Source organism: Phreatobacter sp. (assembly GCF_016793595.1).
GTDB lineage: Bacteria > Pseudomonadota > Alphaproteobacteria > Rhizobiales > Phreatobacteraceae > Phreatobacter.
In genome coordinates, this window is sequence record NZ_JAEULY010000023.1 from 82,780 (window position 1) to 102,470 (window position 19,691).

Here is a 19,691-nt window from a genome sequence, read left to right on the forward strand (position 1 = left end):
AGTGGGTTCGACATGGCCTCGGCGGCACGTGCGCTCTGGTATGCCTCGCGCGGCAAGGTAGAACTGCGCGATGAAACGCTGGATGAACGCCGTCCGGCCGATGCTCTCGTCCGCATGCTCTATAGCGGCATCAGCCGGGGCACGGAACGGCTGGTGTTCAACGGCCTGATGGCTGCGCCGGAGCGGGAGCGCATGGCCTGTCCGCTTCAGGACGGCGAATTCCCCTTCCCCGTCAAATACGGCTACTGCGCCGTCGGCACGGTCGAGGACGGGCCGGAGGCGCTGGCCGGCAAGACCATCTTCACGCTCGGGCCGCATCAGGACCGCCTCCTCGTTCCCACCGACCGCGTATCGGCGGTGGAAGTACCCGCGAACGTGCCGGCCAGACGCGCCATCCTCGCGGCCAATATGGAAACGGCGCTGAACGCGGTCTGGGATTCGGGCGCCGGCCCCGGCGACCGCATCGTCGTGGTCGGCGGCGGCGTGGTCGGCCTGCTCGTCACCTACATCGTCTCGAAACTGCCCGGCGCCGATGTGACGCTGGTCGATCTCGATCCGGCCCGCCGGCATTTCGCCGAGCTCTTCGGCGTCCGCTTCTCGAAACCCCTCGATGGCCCCGGCGACTGCGACATCGCCTTCCATGCCTCCGCGACCTCGGCGGGCCTTGCCTGCGCGCTCGCCTGCTGCGGCGACGAGGCGACGGTGGTCGAGCTCTCCTGGTTCGGCGACAGCGATCCCGTCGTGCCGCTCGGCGCTGCCTTCCACGCGAAGCGGCTGAAGCTGATTTCGTCGCAGGTCGGCATGGTCGCCGCATCCAGACGGCCGCGCTGGACGTACAAGCGGAGGCTTGAAAAGGCCGTCGCGCTGCTCGCCGACGACCGGCTCGACCAGCTCATCACGGCCGAGGTCGCCTTCGCCGACCTCCCCGCCGAACTGCCACGCATCCTGACGCCGGGCGCGCCCGGCCTCATGACCGCCGTCAAATACTGACCGGAGCCGCATCCATGTATTCCGTCGAGGTCCGCGACCGCATCATGATCGCCCATTCGCTGCCCGATCCGTTCTTCGGACCGGCGCAGGGCAAGCACGGCGCGAGTTTCGTGGTCGATGTCGCCTTCTTCCGCGAGAAGCTGACCGCTGAGAATGTCGTGGTCGATATCGGCGCGGCGCTGGATGCCCTGTCGAACGCGCTGAAGCGCCTCGCCTATCAGGATCTCGACACGCTGCCGGAATTCAAGGGCAAGCTCACGACCACCGAATTCCTCTGCAAATATGTCTTCGACTGCATGATCGAGGCGGCGAAGGCCGGCGCGCTCGGCAAGGATGCCGACGGTCTCGCCAAGATCCGCGTGACCCTGCACGAGCACGATCTCGCCCGCGCCGCCTTCGAGGGCTCGCTACCGTGAAGCGCCGATGACGAGACGCCGATGATATCAGCGGCCTTCGCCATTCCCGGGGATATTGCCACCCCGACAGGCGGCTATCGCTACGACCGCGAGGTCCTGGCGAGGGTCGGTGCCCACGGCGTCGCGCTCGATCATCTCGCCCTCCCGGCCTCGTTCCCCACCCCCTCCGACGACGACCTTTTGCGCACCGCCGGCGCGCTGGTGTCGCTGCCGCCGGACCGCATTCTGCTGGCGGACGGCCTCGCCTATGGCGCCCTGCCCGAGAGCATCTGCGCCTCGATCCGCTGCCCCATCGTCGCGCTGATCCATCATCCGCTGGCGCTCGAAAGCGGCATCGGGGCCATGGCCGCGGGTCATTTGCGGCATAGCGAAACCGTTGCGCTGACCCATGCGGCAGCGGTGATCGCGACGAGCCGGGTGACGGCCCGCACGCTCGTCGACGACTACGACGTCCAGCCGGACCGGATCACCGTCGCCGAGCCCGGCACCGATCCCGCCCCCCGCGCGACGGGCTCGGGCGGCCCCGGGAAGCTGATCCTCGCCGTTGGCGCCGTGTCCCATCGCAAGGGCTACGACGTGTTGATGGACGCCCTCGGCGAGCTCGTCGACCTCCCGTGGAAACTCGTCGTCGTCGGCGCCACCGACCGCGATGCCCCGGCCTACCAGGCCGCGCGCCGGGCGATCGACCGGAACGGGCTGGCGCAGCGCATCAGCTTCGCCGGCTCGCTCTCCGACGAGGCCCTCGCCGGCCTCTATGGCCGCGCTGATCTCTTCGTCATGCCCTCCCGCTACGAGGGCTACGGCATGGTTCTGGCCGAGGCCATGGCGCGCGGCCTGCCCATCGTCGCGACCACCGGTGGGGCCGCCGCCGAGACGGTGCCCGATGCCGCGGCGCTCAAGGTTCCGCCCGGCCATGCGGCGGAACTGCGGGCGGCCATTGCCCGCGCGCTCGGCGACGACGCATTGCTGAACCGGCTCGCGGACGCTTCGTGGGCGGCGGGTCGGAAACTGCCCCATTGGGACGACACGGCGCGGATCGTTGCCGCCGTCCTCACGCGGATCGGCGCCGGCCGGCCCGGCAAAGGCTCTCACAAGGGACAGGTCGCATGAGCTTCTCGCCGGAATGGCTGGCCCTGCGCGAGCCGGCCGATCACGCCGCGCGCTCGCAGGAACTGCTCGCGAAGCTCGCCGCGCATTTCGCCGGCCGCACGGCGATCAGCGTGGTCGATTTCGGCTGTGGCGCGGGGTCGAACCTGCGCGGCACCTGGGCCGCGCTGCCCGACAGCCAGAACTGGCGTCTCGTCGACTACGACCCGAACCTGCTCGCCGCCGCCCGCGACCGGCTGGCGGCATGGGCGGATTCGAGCCGCGCGGACGGCGAGGCGCTGCACCTGTCGAAAAGGGGCAAGTCGCTCGTCGTCTCCTTCGTGCAGGCCGATCTGACGCGCGACCTCGACAAGGTGTTGCCGGCCAGCACCGATCTCGTCACCGCGGCCGCCCTGTTCGACCTCGTCTCGGAAAGCTGGATCGCCACCTTCGCCGCCGCATTGAAGCAGCGGCGCCTGCCATTCTACACCGTGCTGACCTATGACGGCACCGAGCACTGGGAGCCGCCGCATCCCGCCGACGCCGCCATGCTCGCTGCCTTCCACGCCCATCAGGCGACCGACAAGGGCTTCGGGCCCGCCGCCGGCCCGCGCGCGACCGGGGTCATGGCGGACGCCTTCGCGGCCGCCGGCTACCGCGTCGAACGGGCAGCCAGCCCCTGGCGCCTCGGGTCTGACTTCGCGGAGCTGGCCCGCGAGCTGGTCGCCGGCTTTGCCGGCGCCGTCCGCGAGACCGGAACCGTCCCGTCGATCGACATCGATGCATGGCTTGCTGCGCGCCGCACCGGCGTCACCTGCCATGTCGGCCACGAGGATCTGCTCGCCGTCCCCGTCTGACCGCGAAATGGGCTATTGCCTGTTTCGCAGGCGCGAGATTTTATTGTGCGACGCAGCAAGAAGACAAGTTTCGTCAAGCTGTTACGCAATCTCGTTGCGCCGGCCCCGCAGAGAACGAAATCGACAGAACGATTCCAATGTGACAGCGTTCTTGACCTGGGGGCCACGCATTCCATCTGAGTAGATGGGTGCTTTTCAGGTTCCCGGACCTGCGCCCTTGGCGCCCAGAGGTTTGAGGAGCGCGCGATGGCCAAGACCGACGGCATCAAGACCGACGGCGCATCGTCCGAACTCGCCAATGCGATCAATTTCGACGACGTCTCGCTGGACGATAAGTACGATCTGACGAAGAAGCGCATCTTCGTCACCGGCGTCCAGGCGCTGGTGCGTCTCGGCCTGATGCAGAAGGAGCGCGACCGGCTCGCCGGCCTCAACACGGCGGGCTTCGTCTCCGGCTATCGCGGCTCGCCGCTCGGCGGTCTCGATCAGGCCTTCTTCAAGGCGCAGCGCAACCTCGCCGCCTCCGACATCGTCTTCACCTCCGGCCTCAACGAGGATCTTGCCGCCACAGCCGTCTGGGGCGCGCAGCAGGCCGAGATGCGCGGCGAGGGCAAGTTCGATGGCGTCTTCGGCGTCTGGTACGGCAAGGGCCCTGGCGTCGACCGCTCCGGCGACGTGTTCCGCCACGCCAACCTCGCCGGCACCTCGCCGAATGGCGGCGTGCTCGCCCTGATGGGCGACGACCACACGGCTGAATCCTCCACGGTCGCGCACCAGTCCGAATTCCACTTCATCGACGTGATGATGCCGATCCTGAACCCCGCCGGGGCACAGGAGATTCTCGACTACGGCCTCTATGGCTGGGCGCTGTCGCGCTATTGCGGCTGCTGGGTGGCGCTGAAGGTGATGAAGGACACGGTGGAATCCACCGGCGTCATCGATGGCTCCATCGACCGCGTGAAGGTGGTCATCCCCACCGAAGACCAGTTCCAGATGCCCGAGGGCGGCCTGTCGATCCGCCCGAACGACGACCGGCACGAGCAGGAACGCCGCCTGCACATGTACAAGCGCGCCGCCGCGCTCGCCTTCGTCAAGGCCAACAAGATCAACCGCATCATCACGGCCGGCGGTCGCAAGCCGAAGATCGGCATCATCACCACGGGCAAGAGCTATCTCGACGTCCGGCAGGCCTGGGACGAGCTCGGCCTCGACGAGGTGAAGGCCAACGATCTCGGCATCCGCCTGTTCAAGATCGGCTGCCCCTGGCCGCTCGATCCCGGCGAGCTGCGCGACTTCGTCCATGGCCTCGACCTCGTCATCGTCATCGAGGAGAAGCGCTCGCTGATCGAGGTGCAGGTCCGCGAGGAGCTCTACGGCAATCCCGAACAGCCGGTCGTCATCGGCAAGCGGGACGAGGAGGGCAACTGGCTGTTCCCCGTCCACGGCGCGCTCGACTCCAACGACGTCGCCATCTGCATCGGCGAGCGCGTCCTCAAACATGTCGGCCATGTCGAGGAGATCGCCCAGAACGTCGCACGCCTGAAGGCCGCGCAGGACGTGCTGAAAACCACGCCGATGATCGCGACGCGCATCCCCTATTTCTGCTCGGGCTGCCCGCACAACACCTCGACCGTGGTCCCCGAGGGCATGCGCGCCTATGCCGGCATCGGCTGCCACTACATGGCGCTATGGATGGACCGGAACACCGAGGGCTGCACCCAGATGGGCGGCGAGGGCGCCAACTGGGTCGGCGAGGCGCCGTTCTCGAAACGCGGCCACGTCTTCCAGAACCTCGGCGACGGCACCTATAACCATTCGGGATCGCTGGCGATCCGCTTCGCCATCGCCTCCAAGGTCAGCATCACCTACAAGATCCTGTTCAACGACGCCGTCGCCATGACCGGCGGCCAGCGCCACGAGGGCGGGCTGACCATGCCGATGATCGCCGCGCAGATGCGCGCGGAAGGCGTCGAGCGCATCGCCATCGTCACCGACGAGCCCGGCAAATATGCGGGCCTCGGCATCTCATTCCCGGTCGCCACGAGCATCGACCACCGCGACGATCTCGATGCCGTCCAGAAGGAACTGGCGGGCGTCCCCGGCGTCTCCGTGCTGATCTACGACCAGACCTGCGCCGCCGAGAAGCGCCGCCGCCGCAAGCGCGGGACCTTCCCCGATCCGGTCAAGCGCGTCATCATCAACGAGGCCGTCTGCGAGGGCTGCGGCGATTGCGGCGTCGTCTCGAACTGCGTCTCGGTCCAGCCGCTCGACACCGAGTTCGGCCGCAAGCGCACCATCGACCAGTCGTCCTGCAACAAGGACTATTCCTGCGTGAAGGGCTTCTGCCCGAGCTTCGTCACCGTCCACGGCGCGGAGCTGAAACGCGGCAAGGCGCTCGGCGTTGCCGCCGACATTTCCGGCCTGCCGGAACCGACCCTCCCCTCCTTCGCCCACACCTACAACGTGCTGATCGAGGGCGTTGGCGGCACGGGTATCGTCACCGTCGGCGCCATTCTCGGCATGGCCTGCCACCTCGAGAAGAAGGGCGTCGGCCTGATCGACATGGCCGGCCTTGCCCAGAAGGGCGGCGAGGTCTTCTCGCACATGCGCATCGCCCGCACGCCGGAGGACATCCACTCCATCCGCGTCCATGCCGGCTCCGCCGATCTCGTCCTCTCCGGCGATATCGTCATCGCCGGCGGCAAGAAGTCGCTGGCCTCGATGAAGCCGGACACCAAGGTGGTGGTGAACACCATCGAAATGCTGCCCGGCCAGTTCACCCGCGACGCCAATTTCTCGCTGCCCTCCGAGCGGCTGAAGCGCGCGATTATCGGTCATGCCAGCCGCGAGACGACGCATCTCGTCGATGCGCAGCGGCTGGCGACGGCGCTGATGGGCAATTCCATCGCCACCAACCTGTTCCTGGTCGGCTACGCCTACCAGATCGGCGGCCTGCCGCTCGCCGCTGCCTCGATCGAGCGGGCGATCGAGCTGAACGGCGAAGCCGTCAAGATGAACATCACCGCTTTCCGCTGGGGCCGGCTCTGCGCCCATGACCGTGCGGCGGTGGAGAAGCTCGTCGCCCCGATCACCGCGCCCATCGGCGTCGAGCGCCTGTCCGGCTCGCTGGACGAGATCATCGCGCGCCGCGTCGAGCAGCTCACCGCCTATCAGAACGCCGCCTATGCCGGGCGCTACGCGGCACTGGTCGCTCAGGTGAAGAAGGCGGAGGCCGACAAGGCCCCCGGCAAGCAGGGCCTGACCGAGGCGGTCGCCCGCTATCTCTACAAGCTGATGGCCTACAAGGACGAGTACGAGGTCGCCCGCCTCTATACCGACGGCAGCTTCCTCAAGCAGGTCGCCAAGACCTTCGACGGGCAGGACCTGAAGTTCGAGTTCCACCTCGCGCCCCCGCTTCTGGCGAAGAAGGACCCGGCCACCGGCGTTCCCCGCAAGATCAGCTTCGGCCCGTGGATGATGACCGGCTACAAGGTTCTCGCGAGGCTCAAGGGCCTGCGCGGCACCCGCTTCGACATTTTCGGCTACACCCACGAGCGGAAGACCGAGCGCCAGCTCATCACCGACTACGAGGCGCTCGTCGCCGAGATCGTCGCGAAGCTCTCGCCGGACAACCACGCGCTGGCCGTGGGCCTCGCCAATATCCCCGAGAAGATCCGCGGCTTCGGCCATGTGAAGGCGCGGCACCTCGACGTGGCGAAGAAGGAAGAGGCGGCCCTGCTCGCCGAGTTCCGCGCCGGCCCGAAGCCGGAGATCAAGCTGGCGGCCGAATAGATCGCGAAATCGTCTCGAACTCGTCATGCCCGGCCTTGTGCCGGGCATCCACGAATTTCCATTTCAGCTTGTCTTCAAGCCGTCATGGCCGGGCCTGTCCCGGCCATGACGGCAACGGACAACACTTCTGTTGTGCCGGCCGGACCTTTGCGATCAGGGACCTTGATGAAGCGCGCCGCCGATGAACATGGCTTGATCACATGACCTCGTCCAACGCTGATGCCAGTCTCAACCCACCTCATCCTGAGGTGCGAGTGTAGCGAGCCTCGAAGGACGCACTTTATCGATGCAGGGTTCAGCCCTGACGGGTTGGCAAAACGGGCGGCGCCGCCCCGAGATGCCGCAGGCGCAATTGCCGAACCTGCCTGAAACATACCCGACCAGCGTTACGCTGTCAAGGACTTTGATCCTATTATAGGATGACACTGGCGCTCCTGTGCCGGAGCGGGTTGCGCAAGGACCTCTGTTCCCTGCGGCTGTATCATGCGACAGACAGGTCCACCGCCGCATCGATCCCGGACCGCCCCATGGCCTCGACCTTCCTACCCTCGCCCGTCTCCGCCGGCTGGGAACGCGCCGCCCCCGCCGATGCTGGCTTCGACCTGGACAGGCTCAAGGCCGCCGCCGCCTTCGCGGAAGACGCCGAGAGCCCCTGGCCGATGAGCCTCTACTATCCCGACGGCCGCTATGTCGGCATCGTCGAGTGGAACGAGACCGGACCGTGGAGCGAGATCGTCGGCCCGGTCATTCCGCGCGGCAAGCCGGCGGGCGTCATCGTCAAGGGCGGGAAGATTACCGCCGAATGGGGCGACGTCGCCCGCGTCGACATGACCTTCTCCATCGCCAAGAGCTATCTGGCGATCCTCGCGGGCCTTGCCCATGACGACGGCCTGATCCTTCTCGACGATCCCGTCTCGAAGACCCTCGACGACCCGCATTTCTCCGGCGAGCGCAATTCCTTGATCACCTGGCGGCATCTGCTCGTGCAGTCCAGCGAGTGGCAGGGAACGATCTTCGAGAAGTCCGATCAGGTCGACCACAACCGCCAGATCGGCGCTGGCGCCGACAACAGCCGCAAGGGCCATCTGCGCGACCTTCGCGAGCCCGGCAGCTTCTACGAATACAACGACGTGCGGGTGAACGTCCTCTCCTACGCCCTGCTCCGCGCCTTCGGGCGCGCCCTTCCCGAGGTGCTGAAGGAGCGGATCATGGATCCGATCGGCGCGTCCGACACGTGGCGGTGGCACGGCTACCGCAATTCCTATGTCGACATCGCGGGCAAGCAGGTGCAGTCGGTGCCGGGCGGCGCGCATTGGGGCGGCGGCATCTTCATCTCCGCGCTCGACCATGCCCGCCTCGGGCTCCTGATTGCCCGCAACGGCGAATGGGGCGGCCGCCAGCTTCTCTCGAAGGGCTGGATCGCCGACATGCTGTCGCCCTCGGCCACCAATCCCGATTACGGTTTCCTGTGGTGGCTGAACCGTGGCCGCGGCCGTTTTCCGAACGCCACCGCGTCAAGCGTCTTCGCCCTCGGCGCCGGCTCGAACATCATCTGGGTCGAACCCGAGAACGACATTGTCGCGGTCGCTCGCTGGATGAACCAGACGCAGTTCGACGCCTTCTTCGGCAAGGTGCTCGGCGCGCTTCGCTAGAGCATGATCCCGAAAAGTGGGAACCGGCTTTCGGGATCATGCTCCATCAAAAAAATGAAACGGTGCGCCTGCTCAATCGGAAGGCAGCTTGCCTCACCGCCCCGTCAGCAGCATCACGCCGAGCGCGGTGAGGACCGGCAGCGGCAGCGATGCCGCGACGCGCAGCCAGACGACGCGCGCCGGCATGACCGGGATCTCCCAGACGAACAGGCGCTGCACCGCGAACAGCGCCCAGGCCGTGACATAGGCCATGACGGCGAGATAGCCCGCACCGCTCTTCAGCGCGGATGCGCCGATGGCGAAGCCGATCACCGGACCGCCCGGCGTCAGCGCGCCGGCAAGCGTCGCGAGCAGCAGTCCCGCGATTCCGGAATCGGGCCCGAGCCAGGAGCGCACCACATCCTGCGGCAGGAGTGCCGCGAGGAAGCCCGCGCCGATCACGCCGATGGCAAGCCGTGGCAGCAGGTAGAGGAAGTCGAGCACGCCGCTGCGGGTGGAATCCGCCAGCACCCTGCCGCCGCGCCGCCATGCAAGGAGGCCGAGCACGGCGACGATGACCCAGAGCAGCACGGCGATGGCGACATTCGCGGTCATCGCGGCCCACCCGGCACATAGCGCGCGAGAAACGCCGCCCCCAGCCCCGCAACGACCGGCAGCGGCAGCGACACCAGCATGCGCGTCGTGACGAAATCGACGCCGAGGAAGGGCACTTCCCAGATGATCGCCCGATTGAGGCCGATCAGCGTCCAACTCGTCACGAAAGCGACTGCCGGGCCGACCCCCGCGCCGATCGCGAGGAAGGCCCCCGCCAGCGGGTAGATGGTGAACGGGCCGCCCGGCATGATCGCGCCGATCAGCGTCGCGATGACGAGGCCGGTCAGGCCGGAATCGCCGCCCACCCAACGCGACACCAGTTCGCGCGGCAGCAGCACCGCGACGAAGGCGCCGATCAGGCAGCCGGCGAGCACCTTGGGCAGGATGTCGAGGAACAGCCAGGCGTCCTCAGCCAGAACATGCGCGATGCCGGCAAGGCCCTCGCGGCGATAGACGACCGCCGCGCCGGCGAGCACCAGCACAAGGACGACCGCCGTCGAGGCGTCGACCAAGTTGCGGGACTTCTTCGGCGGCGGAGGGGCGGAAGCGGAGGACAAGCAGGGGCCGGATGCGGAAAGGGCGGACCCCGTCAAGGATCCGCCCCGGACACTAGATGTCGCAACCCCGCACAGGAAGCCCCACGCGCGGCGCGGCTGGCCTGCGCCGGTCAGGCTCCGCGCGCCGCCTTGGCCTCGGCGGCGGCCTGATCGAGATGGGCGACGAGTTGCGGCTCCAGCCCCAGCGCTGCGGCGAAGTCCTTCAGGAATCTGGCCTCGGCCGCATTATCGACATTCATGCCGAGGTGAGCGGCGATATAGGCCTGCGCCTTCATCTCGTCGGTAACGCAGGAGGCCGCGATGATCTTCATGCTGACCGGCGCCGCGAGCACGCCGTCGAGATAGGATTTCTCGGCCGTGCCGAGGCCCATCGATTCCAGCTGGCCGACGATCATCTGCCGCTCGTCGGGGGACATCTCGCCATCGGAATAGGCGCCCGCCACCATGGCGCGCAGCAGGATTTCCGCCGTGTCGTCGATCGTCCCCGCCGCCTCCGCGAAGCCCTGCGGCGCCTTGCCGAGGCCGAGGATGGCCGAGACATCGTCGATCGTGCCCTGCACGACCGGCTTGCCCTGCTGGAAGTTGCGCAGCGCCACATAGGCGAGGCCGCCGATGGCGGCGAGACCGCCGAGCCGCGCCGCGGTGCCGGCGATCTGCCGCCCGGCGCCGGTGCCGAGCAGCAGGCCGGCCAGCGTGCCGGCCGCGGCGCCGCCAGCGAAGCCGCCCGCATTCTTCTGGAGCACTTCGGCCGCCTGTCCGAACATGCCGCCGAGGCCGCCCTGCCCGCCCATCTGCGCCTGCGCGCCCTGCAGCGTCGCCATCAGCTGGTCGAGCAGGTTGCCGCCCGGCGCGCCGCCGCCTCCGCCCGGAGGCGGGGTGGGCGCGGCATTGCGTGTCTGCGCGCTGCCAGCCTGCGCCTGCCGAAGGGCCGCCGAAAGCTGATCGAGGAGCGAGCCGTTCGCGGCCGGCGGAGCTCCGCCCGCGCCGGGCTGCTGACCGCCGCCCGCAAGACCGCCGAGCAATCCGCCGAGGCCACCAAGACCGCCCACGCCGCCCTGCCCTCCCTGCTGCGCCATGCCGGCGAGCTGGCCGAGAAGCCCGCCTCCGCCGCCCTGCTGGGTTCCGCCGGACAGGACGGACGTCAGAATCTTGGAAATATCGGTCACTGGCTTCTCCTCCGGGAACGCCCACCCTGCGGCGAGACCTATTCATTCCGCATCGCGGAGCAAGAGGGACAACTAAGCCGGTTTCATGTCAGCGGCGCTACGCCGCACCCGGTCAGGGCCGCAGGGCCCGCGCGGCGCGGGCCAGATCCTCGATGCGTCTGAAGTCGCCGCTCGCGATGGCATCGGCCGGCGCAACCCATGATCCGCCGACCGCGCCGACATTCCTGAGCGCGAGATAGGCCGCCGCATTGGCGGCGTCGATACCGCCGGTCGGGCAGAAGACGAGGCCCGGCAGCGGCCCCTGCAGCGCCTTGAGGAAGGCGACGCCGCCCGATGGTTCGGCGGGGAAGAACTTCAGCACGCCGAAGCCGAGCTCGGCCAGCGCCATGGCCTCGCTCGCTGTCGCGGCGCCTGGCAGCACCGGCACCGGTACATGCGCCAGCGCGGCGGCGAGCTTCGCGGGCGTGCCCGGCGAGACGAGAAACTGCGACCCCGCCGCCGTCGCCGGCTGGATGTCCTCCTCGCGCGTGATCGTGCCGGCCCCGACGATGGCGCCGGGAACCTCGCGGCTGATCTCGCGGATGGCGTCGAGCGCCTCCGCCGTGCGCAGCGTGACCTCGAGCACCGGCAGGCCGCCGGCGACGAGCGCGCGCGCCAGCGGCACGGCGCTCTCGACCTGGCTGATGGTGAGGACAGGGATGACGGGGGACTGGGCGAGCAGCGGACGGGCGTCGATCGGCATGGGCGGCCTCGGATGCGGGTGATGAGACTTACCACCGCCCGTTCGCCGCTGGAATGGCGGCCGCTCATCCGGCCGGCGGTTTCGCGGTGACAGTCGCCGGATCGTAGAAGAACCGCTCGCGAACGATCTTCTCGCCTTCCCAGGTCTGAAGAGCCATCTCGTCGAAACGGCGGGTCGAGCCATCCGGCAGCGTGAAGTCGAAGATCCAGTGGATCGCCACATGGTCGCCGTCGACGAGGAAGGTCGTCACCGCATGCGTGTGGACGCTGGCGACGCGCCCTAGCGCCGCCTTCTCATGCGCGACCAGCACGGCGCGGCCGACGCGCGGCGGAGCAAGATTCTCCTGCATCGAAGCGTCTTCGGCATAGAACTCCTCGATGGCCCGGACATGGTCGTTGGACGAGACCATGGCGATGAAGCATTCGACGGTTTCGCGACGTGGCATCCCGAGGTCCTCCCAACCATCGATCCGATCGTCGCTTCATACGCGCCAGCGATCCGAATTCCGGCAGGAACCAGCGGCCCGTCAGTTCCGGTTGGGCAGGCCGTTGGCGCGGCGGCCTTCCCGGATGCGGTCGGCCTCGGCGATGATCCGGCGCCGCAGCGTCTCCATGCCCTCGCGGTTCGCGCGCAGGGCGTCGGGAAATTCCGTGGGCGAGGTGAACGTATCGGGAAAGGCGAGGTCGAATGCGAGCACCTGCGCGATCGTACGCTCGAGGGCGGAAATATCACCGAAGGCATATTCGTTGATCGGCCGGCCAATCGATTCCGACAGCGAGGCGAAGAGCGCGGGATCGCCGCCCTGCGGAAGGTTCGGGCGCGCTCGGAGGTGGGTGCGGTAACGAAGTTGCCCGAGGTAGAACAGGAACACGGCTTCATCCTGCCTGCCGATCCGGAACAGGTTGGCCGCCTCCTGATAATAGGCTGAGGGATGCTTGCCGGCGAAATGCGCCGCCACCCCCGCCGCGCCGGATTGCCGGGCGCGAACAGCCTGCGGCATGAGCGCTGTCAGCCCGGCGCACGCCAGCAGGGTTCGGCGGCTGATGCAGGCGAAATCGCCGGCTGATGCAATGGGCATGGAGCAGTTCCAGGCGATTCGAGGCGCGCCCACACATCGGGGCGAAGCATTTCAGTCGCATTGCTTCGCCCCCGGAGGCGGGCCTCGCCGTCACCGCCCGAGTGGCAGGCGCGGATCGTCCTTGAGCGTTTCCAGCACGATGGATGATCGCACGCGCGCGACGCTCTCATGCGGCAGCAGCACCTCGTTGACCAGCGTCGACAGGCCCTTCAGGTCGCGGACCACGAGCTTCAGGAGGTAGTCGGCATCGCCGGTCATGGCGTGCGCCTCCTGCACCTCCGGCATGGCGCGCACGAGGTCGGCGAAAAGCTTGGCATTGAGGCCGGAATGGGTGGCGAGCGAGACGAAGATGAAAACGCTGACGCCGAAGCCGAGACGCCCGGCATCCAGGTCCGCGCGATAGCGGCGGATCAGCCCCGTCTCCTCCAGCCGCTGCCGGCGGCGCGACACCTGGCTCGGCGACAGGCGGACGAGATCGGCGAGTTGCTGGTTGGTTCGCGCGCCGTCGGCCTGCAGCGCATCCATGAGGCGCAGGTCAAACCCGTCGATCGCGGCTACATCGTTCATCCCGGCATATAATCATGCATGTTTCGTGCGCGCAATGATCAAATCACCACGCGCTTCGCACGCCCTTTGCGCGAATTCCGCACGATACTGCGTCCATCGCACTCCACTGCCGAGGAGACAGCCATGGGTCCCTTCCCCCACGACGCACCGCCCGCCGAGATCAGCGCCCACAACCCCATGGGCACTGACGGCTTCGAATTCGTCGAGTTCGCCCATCCAGATCCCGCCGCGCTGAAAAAGGTGCTGGAACTGATGGGCTTCACCGTCGTCGCCCGGCACCGCTCGAAAAACGTCACGCTCTACCGGCAGGGCGACGCCAACTACATCGTCAATGCCGAGCCGGACTCCTTTGCCGCCCAGTTCGCCGCCGAGCATGGCCCCTGCGCCTGCGCCATGGCGTTCCGGGTCATGGATGCGAAGCACGCCTATGAACGCGCCCTGTCTCTCGGCGCCGAGCCCTATATCGGCAAGGTCGGCCCGAACGAGCTGACCATCCCCGCCGTCAAGGGCATTGGCGGCTCGCTGCTCTATTTCGTCGACCGCTACGGCGACAAGGGCTCGATCTACGATGTCGATTTCGTTTGGGAACGCGAGCGCGACCCGCATCCCGAGCCGGCCGGGCTCTACTACCTCGACCACCTCACCCATAACGTCCATCGCGGCCGCATGGACCATTGGGCGGGCTGGTACGAGAAGCTGTTCAACTTCCGGGAAATCCGCTTCTTCAACATCGAGGGCAAGCTGACGGGGCTGATCTCCCGCGCGCTGACGTCGCCCTGCGGCAAGATCCGCATCCCCATCAACGAGAGCCTCGATGACAAGAGCCAGATCGAGGAATACCTCGCGCTCTACAAGGGCGAGGGCATCCAGCACATCGCCTGCGGCTCGCGGGACATCTACAGGACCGTCGAGGCGCTGCGCGCCAATGGCCTGCCCTTCATGCCCTCGCCGCCGGCGACCTATTACGAGAAGGTCGATGCGCGCGTGCCCGGCCATGGCGAGCCGGTGGAGCGGATGCAGGCCAACGGCATCCTGATCGACGGCGAGGGCGCGGTGGCGGTCGGCGAAAAGGAGGGCCGCATGTCGCGTGTCCTTCTGCAGATCTTCTCCGGCACGGTGCTCGGCCCGATCTTCTTCGAATTCATCCAGCGCAAGGGCGACGACGGCTTCGGCGAGGGCAATTTCCGCGCCCTGTTCGAGTCGATCGAGGAAGACCAGATCCGCCGCGGCGTCATCGGCGGCAAGGCCGCCTGAACCTCCGGACCCGCTCAGATCAGCGGGAAGACCGTTCCGATCCAGGGAATGACCGCGACGGTCGCTGCCGCGGTCAGGGTCAGTCTGCTTTCGGGCTGGATATCGCCGGCATCCTCGATGGGCCCGGTCGTCGAGAGAATCTGCGCCGCGGCCAGCAGCACGAAGCAGAGCGCCATGTTGCCGAGGTGGCGGGCATAATCGAAGGTGACAATGTTCGTCGCGAGGAAACCGCCGAGAATGACGACGGCGCCGATGACGAAAGCCTGATGCGCCGCGCGATGCGTCGTTGCGAGCGGCGCGAGCCGCCGCCAGAAGAAGACGATGATCGGCAAGTGGATCAGCACGAAGGCCGCGTAGAGCGGCAGCCGCAGGATATGCTCCGGCAGGACCGCGAACGAACCGGCCATTTCCTGCCCGACCGTCGAGTACCACATGTTCGCGTGATGGTCCGGGAACGACCGGAGCGAACGCTCACGCATCCCGTCGAGAAATGCATCCGCCTCGAGGGCGGGAACGCCGAACACCAGCAGGCCCACGAAGACGCAGGCCAGAAGGCCGATCGACGCCGCGAGCGCGCCCAGGTCGCCGGCATCGAAGCCACCGCTGGCATTGACCATGCGCACCAGCAGGATCGCGTAGATCGTCGGAATGTAGATGGTCGCGTGCAGGTGGTGGACGAAGAGCAGCACCACGCAGAGCGCCCAGACGATGCCGAACGTGCGCGCCCGCAGCGGCATCAGCACGGCCAGCATGGCGACGATGGCGCCCCAGGTGTCGAACTTGCCGAGATTGCCGATGAAATTCTTGAACAGCAGCGGCGAGCCAATCAGGAAACAGGCGATCAGCAGCGTATCCGTGCCGCGCCCGGGAAGCAGCCGCCGGAACACCATAACGAACAGGCCGAGCGCCACCGCCACGAAGGCGAAGGCCTCGATACGGATCACCCATTGGGGGACCACCGACAGGAGCCGGGAATAGATCTCTCCGACCAGCGCCCGGCGGATCAGACCGTCGTCATAGGTGACGAGCCGGTGGACGTATTCCGACGCGGGAACCGGGGTCAGGCAGCGGTGAAGGATGATCACCGCGAAGCCGGCGAGGCACAGGCCGGCAATGCCCCAGACAAGGCGCGATTCCGCCGTCGCGGATGTATGGATATGCACTTTCGTCCCCATGCCCTTGCGGAACCGCCTAGCACCGAAGCAACCTCACGTACAAGGGAATGTCAGTACGATCTTACCGTGCGGTTATCACGCCGCGTGGCGCGCATCGCAATGATCATGTTTCCGGCGCGGCCGGCTTCGACCACGGCCTATTTCTGGCTTGGCAGCGACTCGCCGACACTGCTCCTGATGCTGGCTGCGCTGGCCCCGGACGCCGCCCATTGGCGGCTGGTCTGGCCAGCATCCGGTTCGGACTGCAGTATTTCGAGCGGGCATCATGGGCCTTTCGGCTTGCACCATGGCGAGGCTGACCACCCCGCGCCTCGGCGGGTAGCAGGTCTACCCGCGGCGAACCGCAGCCGAGGCTTGGCTCATGATCTGGCTGCTGGTGCCGACGGCCTGGGTGATCGGAGGAACGCCGCCCTGGTCCGTGCTTCCCTGTGATATCGTCTATGCGGCTCACAAACTGTTCGGGTGGTTCGCCTTGCCGGAGGGCAAGATCTCCGAATGGCCCATCGGCTTCCGGTAAGTTTGGCCAAGGCCCCCGCTTTTCAGCTACATGCCTGCCGCAAAACTCTCTGACCGCCCGACTGCTGCCCTGGATACCCGCATGAAAGCCCTCAGCCTCGTCGAAGGCGCCATCTTCGGCTGGACGCGCACCCGCTTCCTCGCGGTGCTCTTCACGATCATGTTCGTGAAAACCGGGATCTGGCACATCCCCAATCTCGGTTCCTCGATCCGCATCGCACAGAACCCCTTCATCCTCTGGGAGCCTCGCGCCTCCGAGCAGTACATCTTCACGAGCTGGCTCGCTCCCTTCCTCGCCTGGCTCATCGGCGCGACTCAGGACGGGCTGTTCCTGCTCCTCCACCTCGGCTTCTCGCTCGCCTTTACCACTCTGGTCGCCTGGCTTGCCTTCACGCGGCTCGAAGAAGCTCAGGCGCGCGCCTCCATGATCATATTCGCGGTCATGCCGGTCTCGGCCACCGCCTATTTCTGGATCGGCAACGATTCCCTGACGCTGCTCCTGATGGCTTCCGCGCTCGCCTTGCGCGACCGCGCGCCCCTCGCCGCTTGCGTTGGCGTGCTGCTCGGCTTGCAGCATTTCGAGCAAAGCATGTTCGGCTTCGCCGCGCTCGCCGTCGCGAGCTTCGCGACGCCGCGCTTCGGTGGCCCGGCCATCTATCCGTGGCGCAGCGCGGTTGCCGTCATCGGCGGCGTCATCGCGGGCAAGCTTGCGCTGATGCTGATCTTCCACCTCTCCGGCATGCAGGTCACCGGGCGCACCGGCTGGTTCCTCACCTATCTCACCACCATGCTCGGGCAGTTCTGGTTCCACAGCCAGTACGTGGTCTGGACGGTCCTCGGCGCCGGCTGGCTGGTCGCCATCCGCTATGCCGATCGCGGCCGGGCCGCGATTCCATTCCTCGTCTGCCTTCTTGGCCTGCTTCCCTTGCTGATGGTCGTCAACGACCAGACGCGGGTGCTGGCCATCGTCACCTTCCCGCTGGTCTTCGCCTTCTGGCTGGCCGAACCGGACTTCCTGTCGAGCCTGTCGCGCCGCGAGGTCGCCGCTCTCGCCATCGTCTGGCTGATCGTGCCCTGGGCATGGGTCTATGAGGGCATCCCGACCTGGTCGATATTGCCCTATGACCTCGTCTATATCGCCAACAAGGCATTCGGCTGGTTCACCGTGCCGGACGTCAACGTCTCCGGCTGGCCCTTCGGGAAAAGGTAGAGCACGGTCTCACGCCGCGAGGCGCCCTTCCGCGACGGCGTGGCAGGCGACCGTGCCGAGCCCGTCCGTCATCGCCGCCGGCATTTCGGTGCGGCAACGCCCGTTGGCGAGCGGGCAGCGCGGATTGAACGGACAGCCCGGCGGCGGAGTGATCGGATTCGGGATCTCGCCGTCCACCGGCTTGCGCGCGCGGCCGGTCATTTCGAGGTCGGGCACCGCGTCGAGCAGCATGCGCGTATAGGGATGACGGGGCGCCGCGAACATCTGCCGCGCCGGCGCGACCTCGACGAGGCGGCCGAGATACATCACGCCGATGCGCGTCGCCATGTGCCGGACGACGGCGAGATTGTGCGAGATGAACAGGTAGGTCAGGCCGAACTCGTCCTGCAGGTCGCGCATCAGGTTGAGGATCTGCGCCTGCACCGACACGTCCAGCGCCGAGGTCGGCTCGTCGCAGACGATGAATTCGGGCTTGGAAGACAGCGCGCGGGCGATGGCGATGCGCTGGCGCTGGCCGCCGGAGAACTCGTGCGGATATTTCGCGCCGTCGGCGGGGTCGAGACCCACCGTGCGCAGGAGGCGGCCGACCTCCGTCTCGATCTCGCGATTGTCGCTCATCAGCCCGAAGGCGCGGATCGGCTCGGCGATGATCCGGTCGACCCGCCAGCGCGGATTGAGCGAGGCATAGGGCGACTGGAAGATCATCTGGATGCGGCGGCGCAGCGCCTTCAGCTTCTGCGCGTCGGCGGGCTTGGCGATGTCGACCCCGTCGATGATCACCGAGCCGTTGGTCGGCGGCAAAAGGCCGACGACCATGTTCGCGACGGTCGACTTGCCCGAGCCGGATTCGCCGACCAACGCGAAGGTCTCGCGCGGCGCGATGGTGAAGGACACGTCCTGCACGGCACGCAGCAGGCGCTTTTCCTCGCGCTCGATGACGCGGTTCAGCCAGGGCTTCGAGACATCGAAGGTGCGCGACAGGTTGCGGACGGAAACGAGGGGTTCGGTCATGACGCGGGCCGCATCTCGGTGGAGGCCGGCGCGGCATCCGCAAGCACGGAACCGCCGGCATTGTCGTAAAGCCAGCAGGCGACGGATGTCGCGCCGACGGCGATGGGGTCGGGGCGCTCGACGCGGCAGCGGTCGAACACTTTGGGGCAGCGCGGATTGAAGGCGCAGCCGCGCGGAATCGCGGTCAGCCGCGGCATGGAGCCGGGGATCTGGACGAGGCGCTCGGAATCGCTGTCCAGCGAGGGGATCGAGCCCATCAACCCCTCGGTATAGGGATGGCGGGCGCGCTTGATGACATCCTGCACCGGGCCGATCTCGGCGATCCGGCCGGCATACATGACCGCGACGCGATCGGCGGTTTCGGCGATCACGCCCATGTCGTGGGTGATCAGCATGACCGCCGTGCCGTGGTCCTTGCAGAGCTTCTTGAGCAGCGAAATGATCTGCGCCTGCACCGACACGTCGAGCGCCGTCGTCGGTTCGTCGGCGATCACCAGTTCGGGCTCGGCGCAGAGCGCCAGCGCCAGCACCACGCGCTGGCGCATGCCGCCAGAGAACTGGTGCGGATAGTTGTCGATGCGCTTGTCCGGCGCGGGAATGCCGACCTCGGTCAGGAGGTCGATCGCGCGTGTGCGGGCCTGCGCGTGCGTCAGGCTGGTATGGGTCCTGATCGTCTCGATCAGCTGCTCGCCGACCGTGTAGAGCGGATTGAGCGAGGTCAGCGGGTCCTGGAACACCATGCCGATCCGCTTGCCGCGGAGGCGCCGCATCGATTCCGCGTCGAGATTGTCGATCCGCTCGCCCTTCAGCAGTACTTCGCCGCCGGTGATGCGGCCGGGCGGTTCCAGAAGCCCGATGACGGCCGTGCCGGTCATCGACTTGCCGGCGCCGGATTCGCCGACGACGCCCAGCACCTCGCCCGGCGCGATGTCGAACGAGATGCGGTCGACCGCGGTCAGCGCCCCTCGTCGGGTCGGGAACTGCACGACCAGGTCGCGCACGGAAAGGACGGGAACAGTCATCGCAAC

Annotated in this window: 19 protein-coding genes; 9 read left to right on the forward strand and 10 right to left on the reverse strand. The window is 67.4% G+C overall.

Translation table 11 applies throughout. The features are described from left to right. Positions 1-12: 12 nt before the first annotated feature. From JNK84_RS20905 to JNK84_RS20930, 6 genes are all read left to right on the forward strand, one after another. Positions 13-990, forward strand: coding sequence for a zinc-dependent alcohol dehydrogenase (locus JNK84_RS20905; protein WP_293427846.1), 978 nt, complete (start codon positions 13-15; stop codon positions 988-990). A 14-nt stretch (positions 991-1,004) separates the two neighbouring features. After that, positions 1,005-1,406 carry a 6-pyruvoyl trahydropterin synthase family protein gene (locus JNK84_RS20910; protein ID WP_293427849.1) on the forward strand — a complete coding sequence of 134 codons (402 nt, stop codon included), beginning with the start codon at positions 1,005-1,007 and terminating at the stop codon, positions 1,404-1,406. 21 nt (positions 1,407-1,427) lie between these two features. Continuing rightward, entirely contained in the window at positions 1,428-2,516 is a 1,089-nt protein-coding gene (locus JNK84_RS20915; RefSeq protein WP_293427852.1) for a glycosyltransferase family 4 protein, read from the forward strand. Further along, complete coding sequence (locus tag JNK84_RS20920; protein ID WP_293427855.1) at positions 2,513-3,349, forward strand: SAM-dependent methyltransferase; 837 nt, start codon at positions 2,513-2,515, stop codon at positions 3,347-3,349. The genes JNK84_RS20915 and JNK84_RS20920 overlap by 4 nt, the downstream gene beginning before the upstream one ends. 246 nt (positions 3,350-3,595) lie before the next feature. Then, the gene (locus JNK84_RS20925; protein WP_293427858.1) at positions 3,596-7,141 is read left to right on the forward strand and encodes an indolepyruvate ferredoxin oxidoreductase family protein; all 3,546 of its coding nucleotides are present in this window, start codon (positions 3,596-3,598) and stop codon (positions 7,139-7,141) included. Positions 7,142-7,668: 527 nt separating this feature from the next. Next, positions 7,669-8,793 (forward strand): serine hydrolase domain-containing protein, encoded by a 1,125-nt coding sequence (locus JNK84_RS20930; RefSeq protein ID WP_293427860.1) that lies wholly within the window; start codon positions 7,669-7,671, stop codon positions 8,791-8,793. Between the two features lie 93 nt (positions 8,794-8,886). Here the strand turns inward: JNK84_RS20930 and JNK84_RS20935 are convergent, their stop codons facing one another. The 7 genes from JNK84_RS20935 to JNK84_RS20965 all read right to left on the reverse strand — a co-directional run bounded on the left by JNK84_RS20935 (position 8,887) and on the right by JNK84_RS20965 (position 13,497). After that, positions 8,887-9,387, reverse strand: a complete 501-nt coding sequence (locus tag JNK84_RS20935; protein ID WP_293427862.1) for a hypothetical protein — start codon at positions 9,385-9,387, stop codon at positions 8,887-8,889. Further along, the gene (locus JNK84_RS20940) at positions 9,384-9,899 is read right to left on the reverse strand and encodes a permease (RefSeq protein WP_293427864.1); all 516 of its coding nucleotides are present in this window, start codon (positions 9,897-9,899) and stop codon (positions 9,384-9,386) included. The genes JNK84_RS20935 and JNK84_RS20940 overlap by 4 nt, the downstream gene beginning before the upstream one ends. 155 nt (positions 9,900-10,054) lie before the next feature. Next, the gene (locus JNK84_RS20945) at positions 10,055-11,110 is read right to left on the reverse strand and encodes a tellurite resistance TerB family protein (protein WP_293427866.1); all 1,056 of its coding nucleotides are present in this window, start codon (positions 11,108-11,110) and stop codon (positions 10,055-10,057) included. Positions 11,111-11,222: 112 nt separating this feature from the next. Further along, positions 11,223-11,852, reverse strand: a complete 630-nt coding sequence (gene eda / locus JNK84_RS20950) for a bifunctional 4-hydroxy-2-oxoglutarate aldolase/2-dehydro-3-deoxy-phosphogluconate aldolase (protein WP_293427868.1) — start codon at positions 11,850-11,852, stop codon at positions 11,223-11,225. 64 nt (positions 11,853-11,916) lie between these two features. Continuing rightward, entirely contained in the window at positions 11,917-12,297 is a 381-nt protein-coding gene (locus JNK84_RS20955) for a nuclear transport factor 2 family protein (protein WP_293427870.1), read from the reverse strand. Between the two features lie 81 nt (positions 12,298-12,378). Continuing rightward, the gene (locus JNK84_RS20960; protein WP_293427873.1) at positions 12,379-12,930 is read right to left on the reverse strand and encodes a hypothetical protein; all 552 of its coding nucleotides are present in this window, start codon (positions 12,928-12,930) and stop codon (positions 12,379-12,381) included. Between the two features lie 90 nt (positions 12,931-13,020). After that, positions 13,021-13,497, reverse strand: coding sequence for an Lrp/AsnC family transcriptional regulator (locus JNK84_RS20965; RefSeq protein WP_293427875.1), 477 nt, complete (start codon positions 13,495-13,497; stop codon positions 13,021-13,023). A 123-nt stretch (positions 13,498-13,620) separates the two neighbouring features. Here JNK84_RS20965 and hppD point away from each other — a divergent pair, with 123 nt between their 5' ends. Beyond that, the gene (hppD, locus tag JNK84_RS20970) at positions 13,621-14,751 is read left to right on the forward strand and encodes a 4-hydroxyphenylpyruvate dioxygenase (RefSeq protein WP_293427877.1); all 1,131 of its coding nucleotides are present in this window, start codon (positions 13,621-13,623) and stop codon (positions 14,749-14,751) included. A gap of 14 nt (positions 14,752-14,765) precedes the next feature. Here the strand turns inward: hppD and JNK84_RS20975 are convergent, their stop codons facing one another. Continuing rightward, on the reverse strand, positions 14,766-15,914 hold the full coding sequence (locus JNK84_RS20975) for a hypothetical protein (RefSeq protein WP_293427879.1): 1,149 nt from the start codon (positions 15,912-15,914) through the stop codon (positions 14,766-14,768). A gap of 373 nt (positions 15,915-16,287) precedes the next feature. Between JNK84_RS20975 and JNK84_RS20980 the strand changes: the two genes are divergently transcribed. Both JNK84_RS20980 and JNK84_RS20985 read left to right on the forward strand, forming a co-directional pair. Then, positions 16,288-16,443, forward strand: coding sequence for a hypothetical protein (locus tag JNK84_RS20980; RefSeq protein ID WP_293427881.1), 156 nt, complete (start codon positions 16,288-16,290; stop codon positions 16,441-16,443). Positions 16,444-16,524: 81 nt separating this feature from the next. Next, the gene (locus JNK84_RS20985; RefSeq protein ID WP_293427883.1) at positions 16,525-17,652 is read left to right on the forward strand and encodes a hypothetical protein; all 1,128 of its coding nucleotides are present in this window, start codon (positions 16,525-16,527) and stop codon (positions 17,650-17,652) included. Positions 17,653-17,661: 9 nt separating this feature from the next. On the opposite strand, the gene JNK84_RS20990 is transcribed toward JNK84_RS20985, so the two are convergent. Next, the gene (locus JNK84_RS20990) at positions 17,662-18,663 is read right to left on the reverse strand and encodes an ABC transporter ATP-binding protein (RefSeq protein WP_293427885.1); all 1,002 of its coding nucleotides are present in this window, start codon (positions 18,661-18,663) and stop codon (positions 17,662-17,664) included. Next, on the reverse strand, positions 18,660-19,685 hold the full coding sequence (locus JNK84_RS20995) for an ABC transporter ATP-binding protein (RefSeq protein WP_293427887.1): 1,026 nt from the start codon (positions 19,683-19,685) through the stop codon (positions 18,660-18,662). Before JNK84_RS20995 ends, JNK84_RS20990 begins: the two co-directional genes overlap by 4 nt. Positions 19,686-19,691: the final 6 nt, after the last annotated feature.

Coding starts and splice junctions, on each gene's coding strand:
- JNK84_RS20905 (WP_293427846.1), top strand. CDS start 13: ATGGCCTCGGCGGCACGTGCGCTCTGGTATGCCTCGCGCGGCAAGGTA.
- JNK84_RS20910 (WP_293427849.1), top strand. CDS start 1,005: ATGTATTCCGTCGAGGTCCGCGACCGCATCATGATCGCCCATTCGCTG.
- JNK84_RS20915 (WP_293427852.1), top strand. CDS start 1,428: ATGATATCAGCGGCCTTCGCCATTCCCGGGGATATTGCCACCCCGACA.
- JNK84_RS20920 (WP_293427855.1), top strand. CDS start 2,513: ATGAGCTTCTCGCCGGAATGGCTGGCCCTGCGCGAGCCGGCCGATCAC.
- JNK84_RS20925 (WP_293427858.1), top strand. CDS start 3,596: ATGGCCAAGACCGACGGCATCAAGACCGACGGCGCATCGTCCGAACTC.
- JNK84_RS20930 (WP_293427860.1), top strand. CDS start 7,669: ATGGCCTCGACCTTCCTACCCTCGCCCGTCTCCGCCGGCTGGGAACGC.
- JNK84_RS20935 (WP_293427862.1), bottom strand. CDS start 9,387: ATGACCGCGAATGTCGCCATCGCCGTGCTGCTCTGGGTCATCGTCGCC.
- eda (WP_293427868.1), bottom strand. CDS start 11,852: ATGCCGATCGACGCCCGTCCGCTGCTCGCCCAGTCCCCCGTCATCCCT.
- JNK84_RS20955 (WP_293427870.1), bottom strand. CDS start 12,297: ATGCCACGTCGCGAAACCGTCGAATGCTTCATCGCCATGGTCTCGTCC.
- JNK84_RS20960 (WP_293427873.1), bottom strand. CDS start 12,930: ATGCCCATTGCATCAGCCGGCGATTTCGCCTGCATCAGCCGCCGAACC.
- JNK84_RS20965 (WP_293427875.1), bottom strand. CDS start 13,497: ATGAACGATGTAGCCGCGATCGACGGGTTTGACCTGCGCCTCATGGAT.
- hppD (WP_293427877.1), top strand. CDS start 13,621: ATGGGTCCCTTCCCCCACGACGCACCGCCCGCCGAGATCAGCGCCCAC.
- JNK84_RS20980 (WP_293427881.1), top strand. CDS start 16,288: ATGATCTGGCTGCTGGTGCCGACGGCCTGGGTGATCGGAGGAACGCCG.
- JNK84_RS20985 (WP_293427883.1), top strand. CDS start 16,525: ATGAAAGCCCTCAGCCTCGTCGAAGGCGCCATCTTCGGCTGGACGCGC.
- JNK84_RS20990 (WP_293427885.1), bottom strand. CDS start 18,663: ATGACCGAACCCCTCGTTTCCGTCCGCAACCTGTCGCGCACCTTCGAT.
- JNK84_RS20995 (WP_293427887.1), bottom strand. CDS start 19,685: ATGACTGTTCCCGTCCTTTCCGTGCGCGACCTGGTCGTGCAGTTCCCG.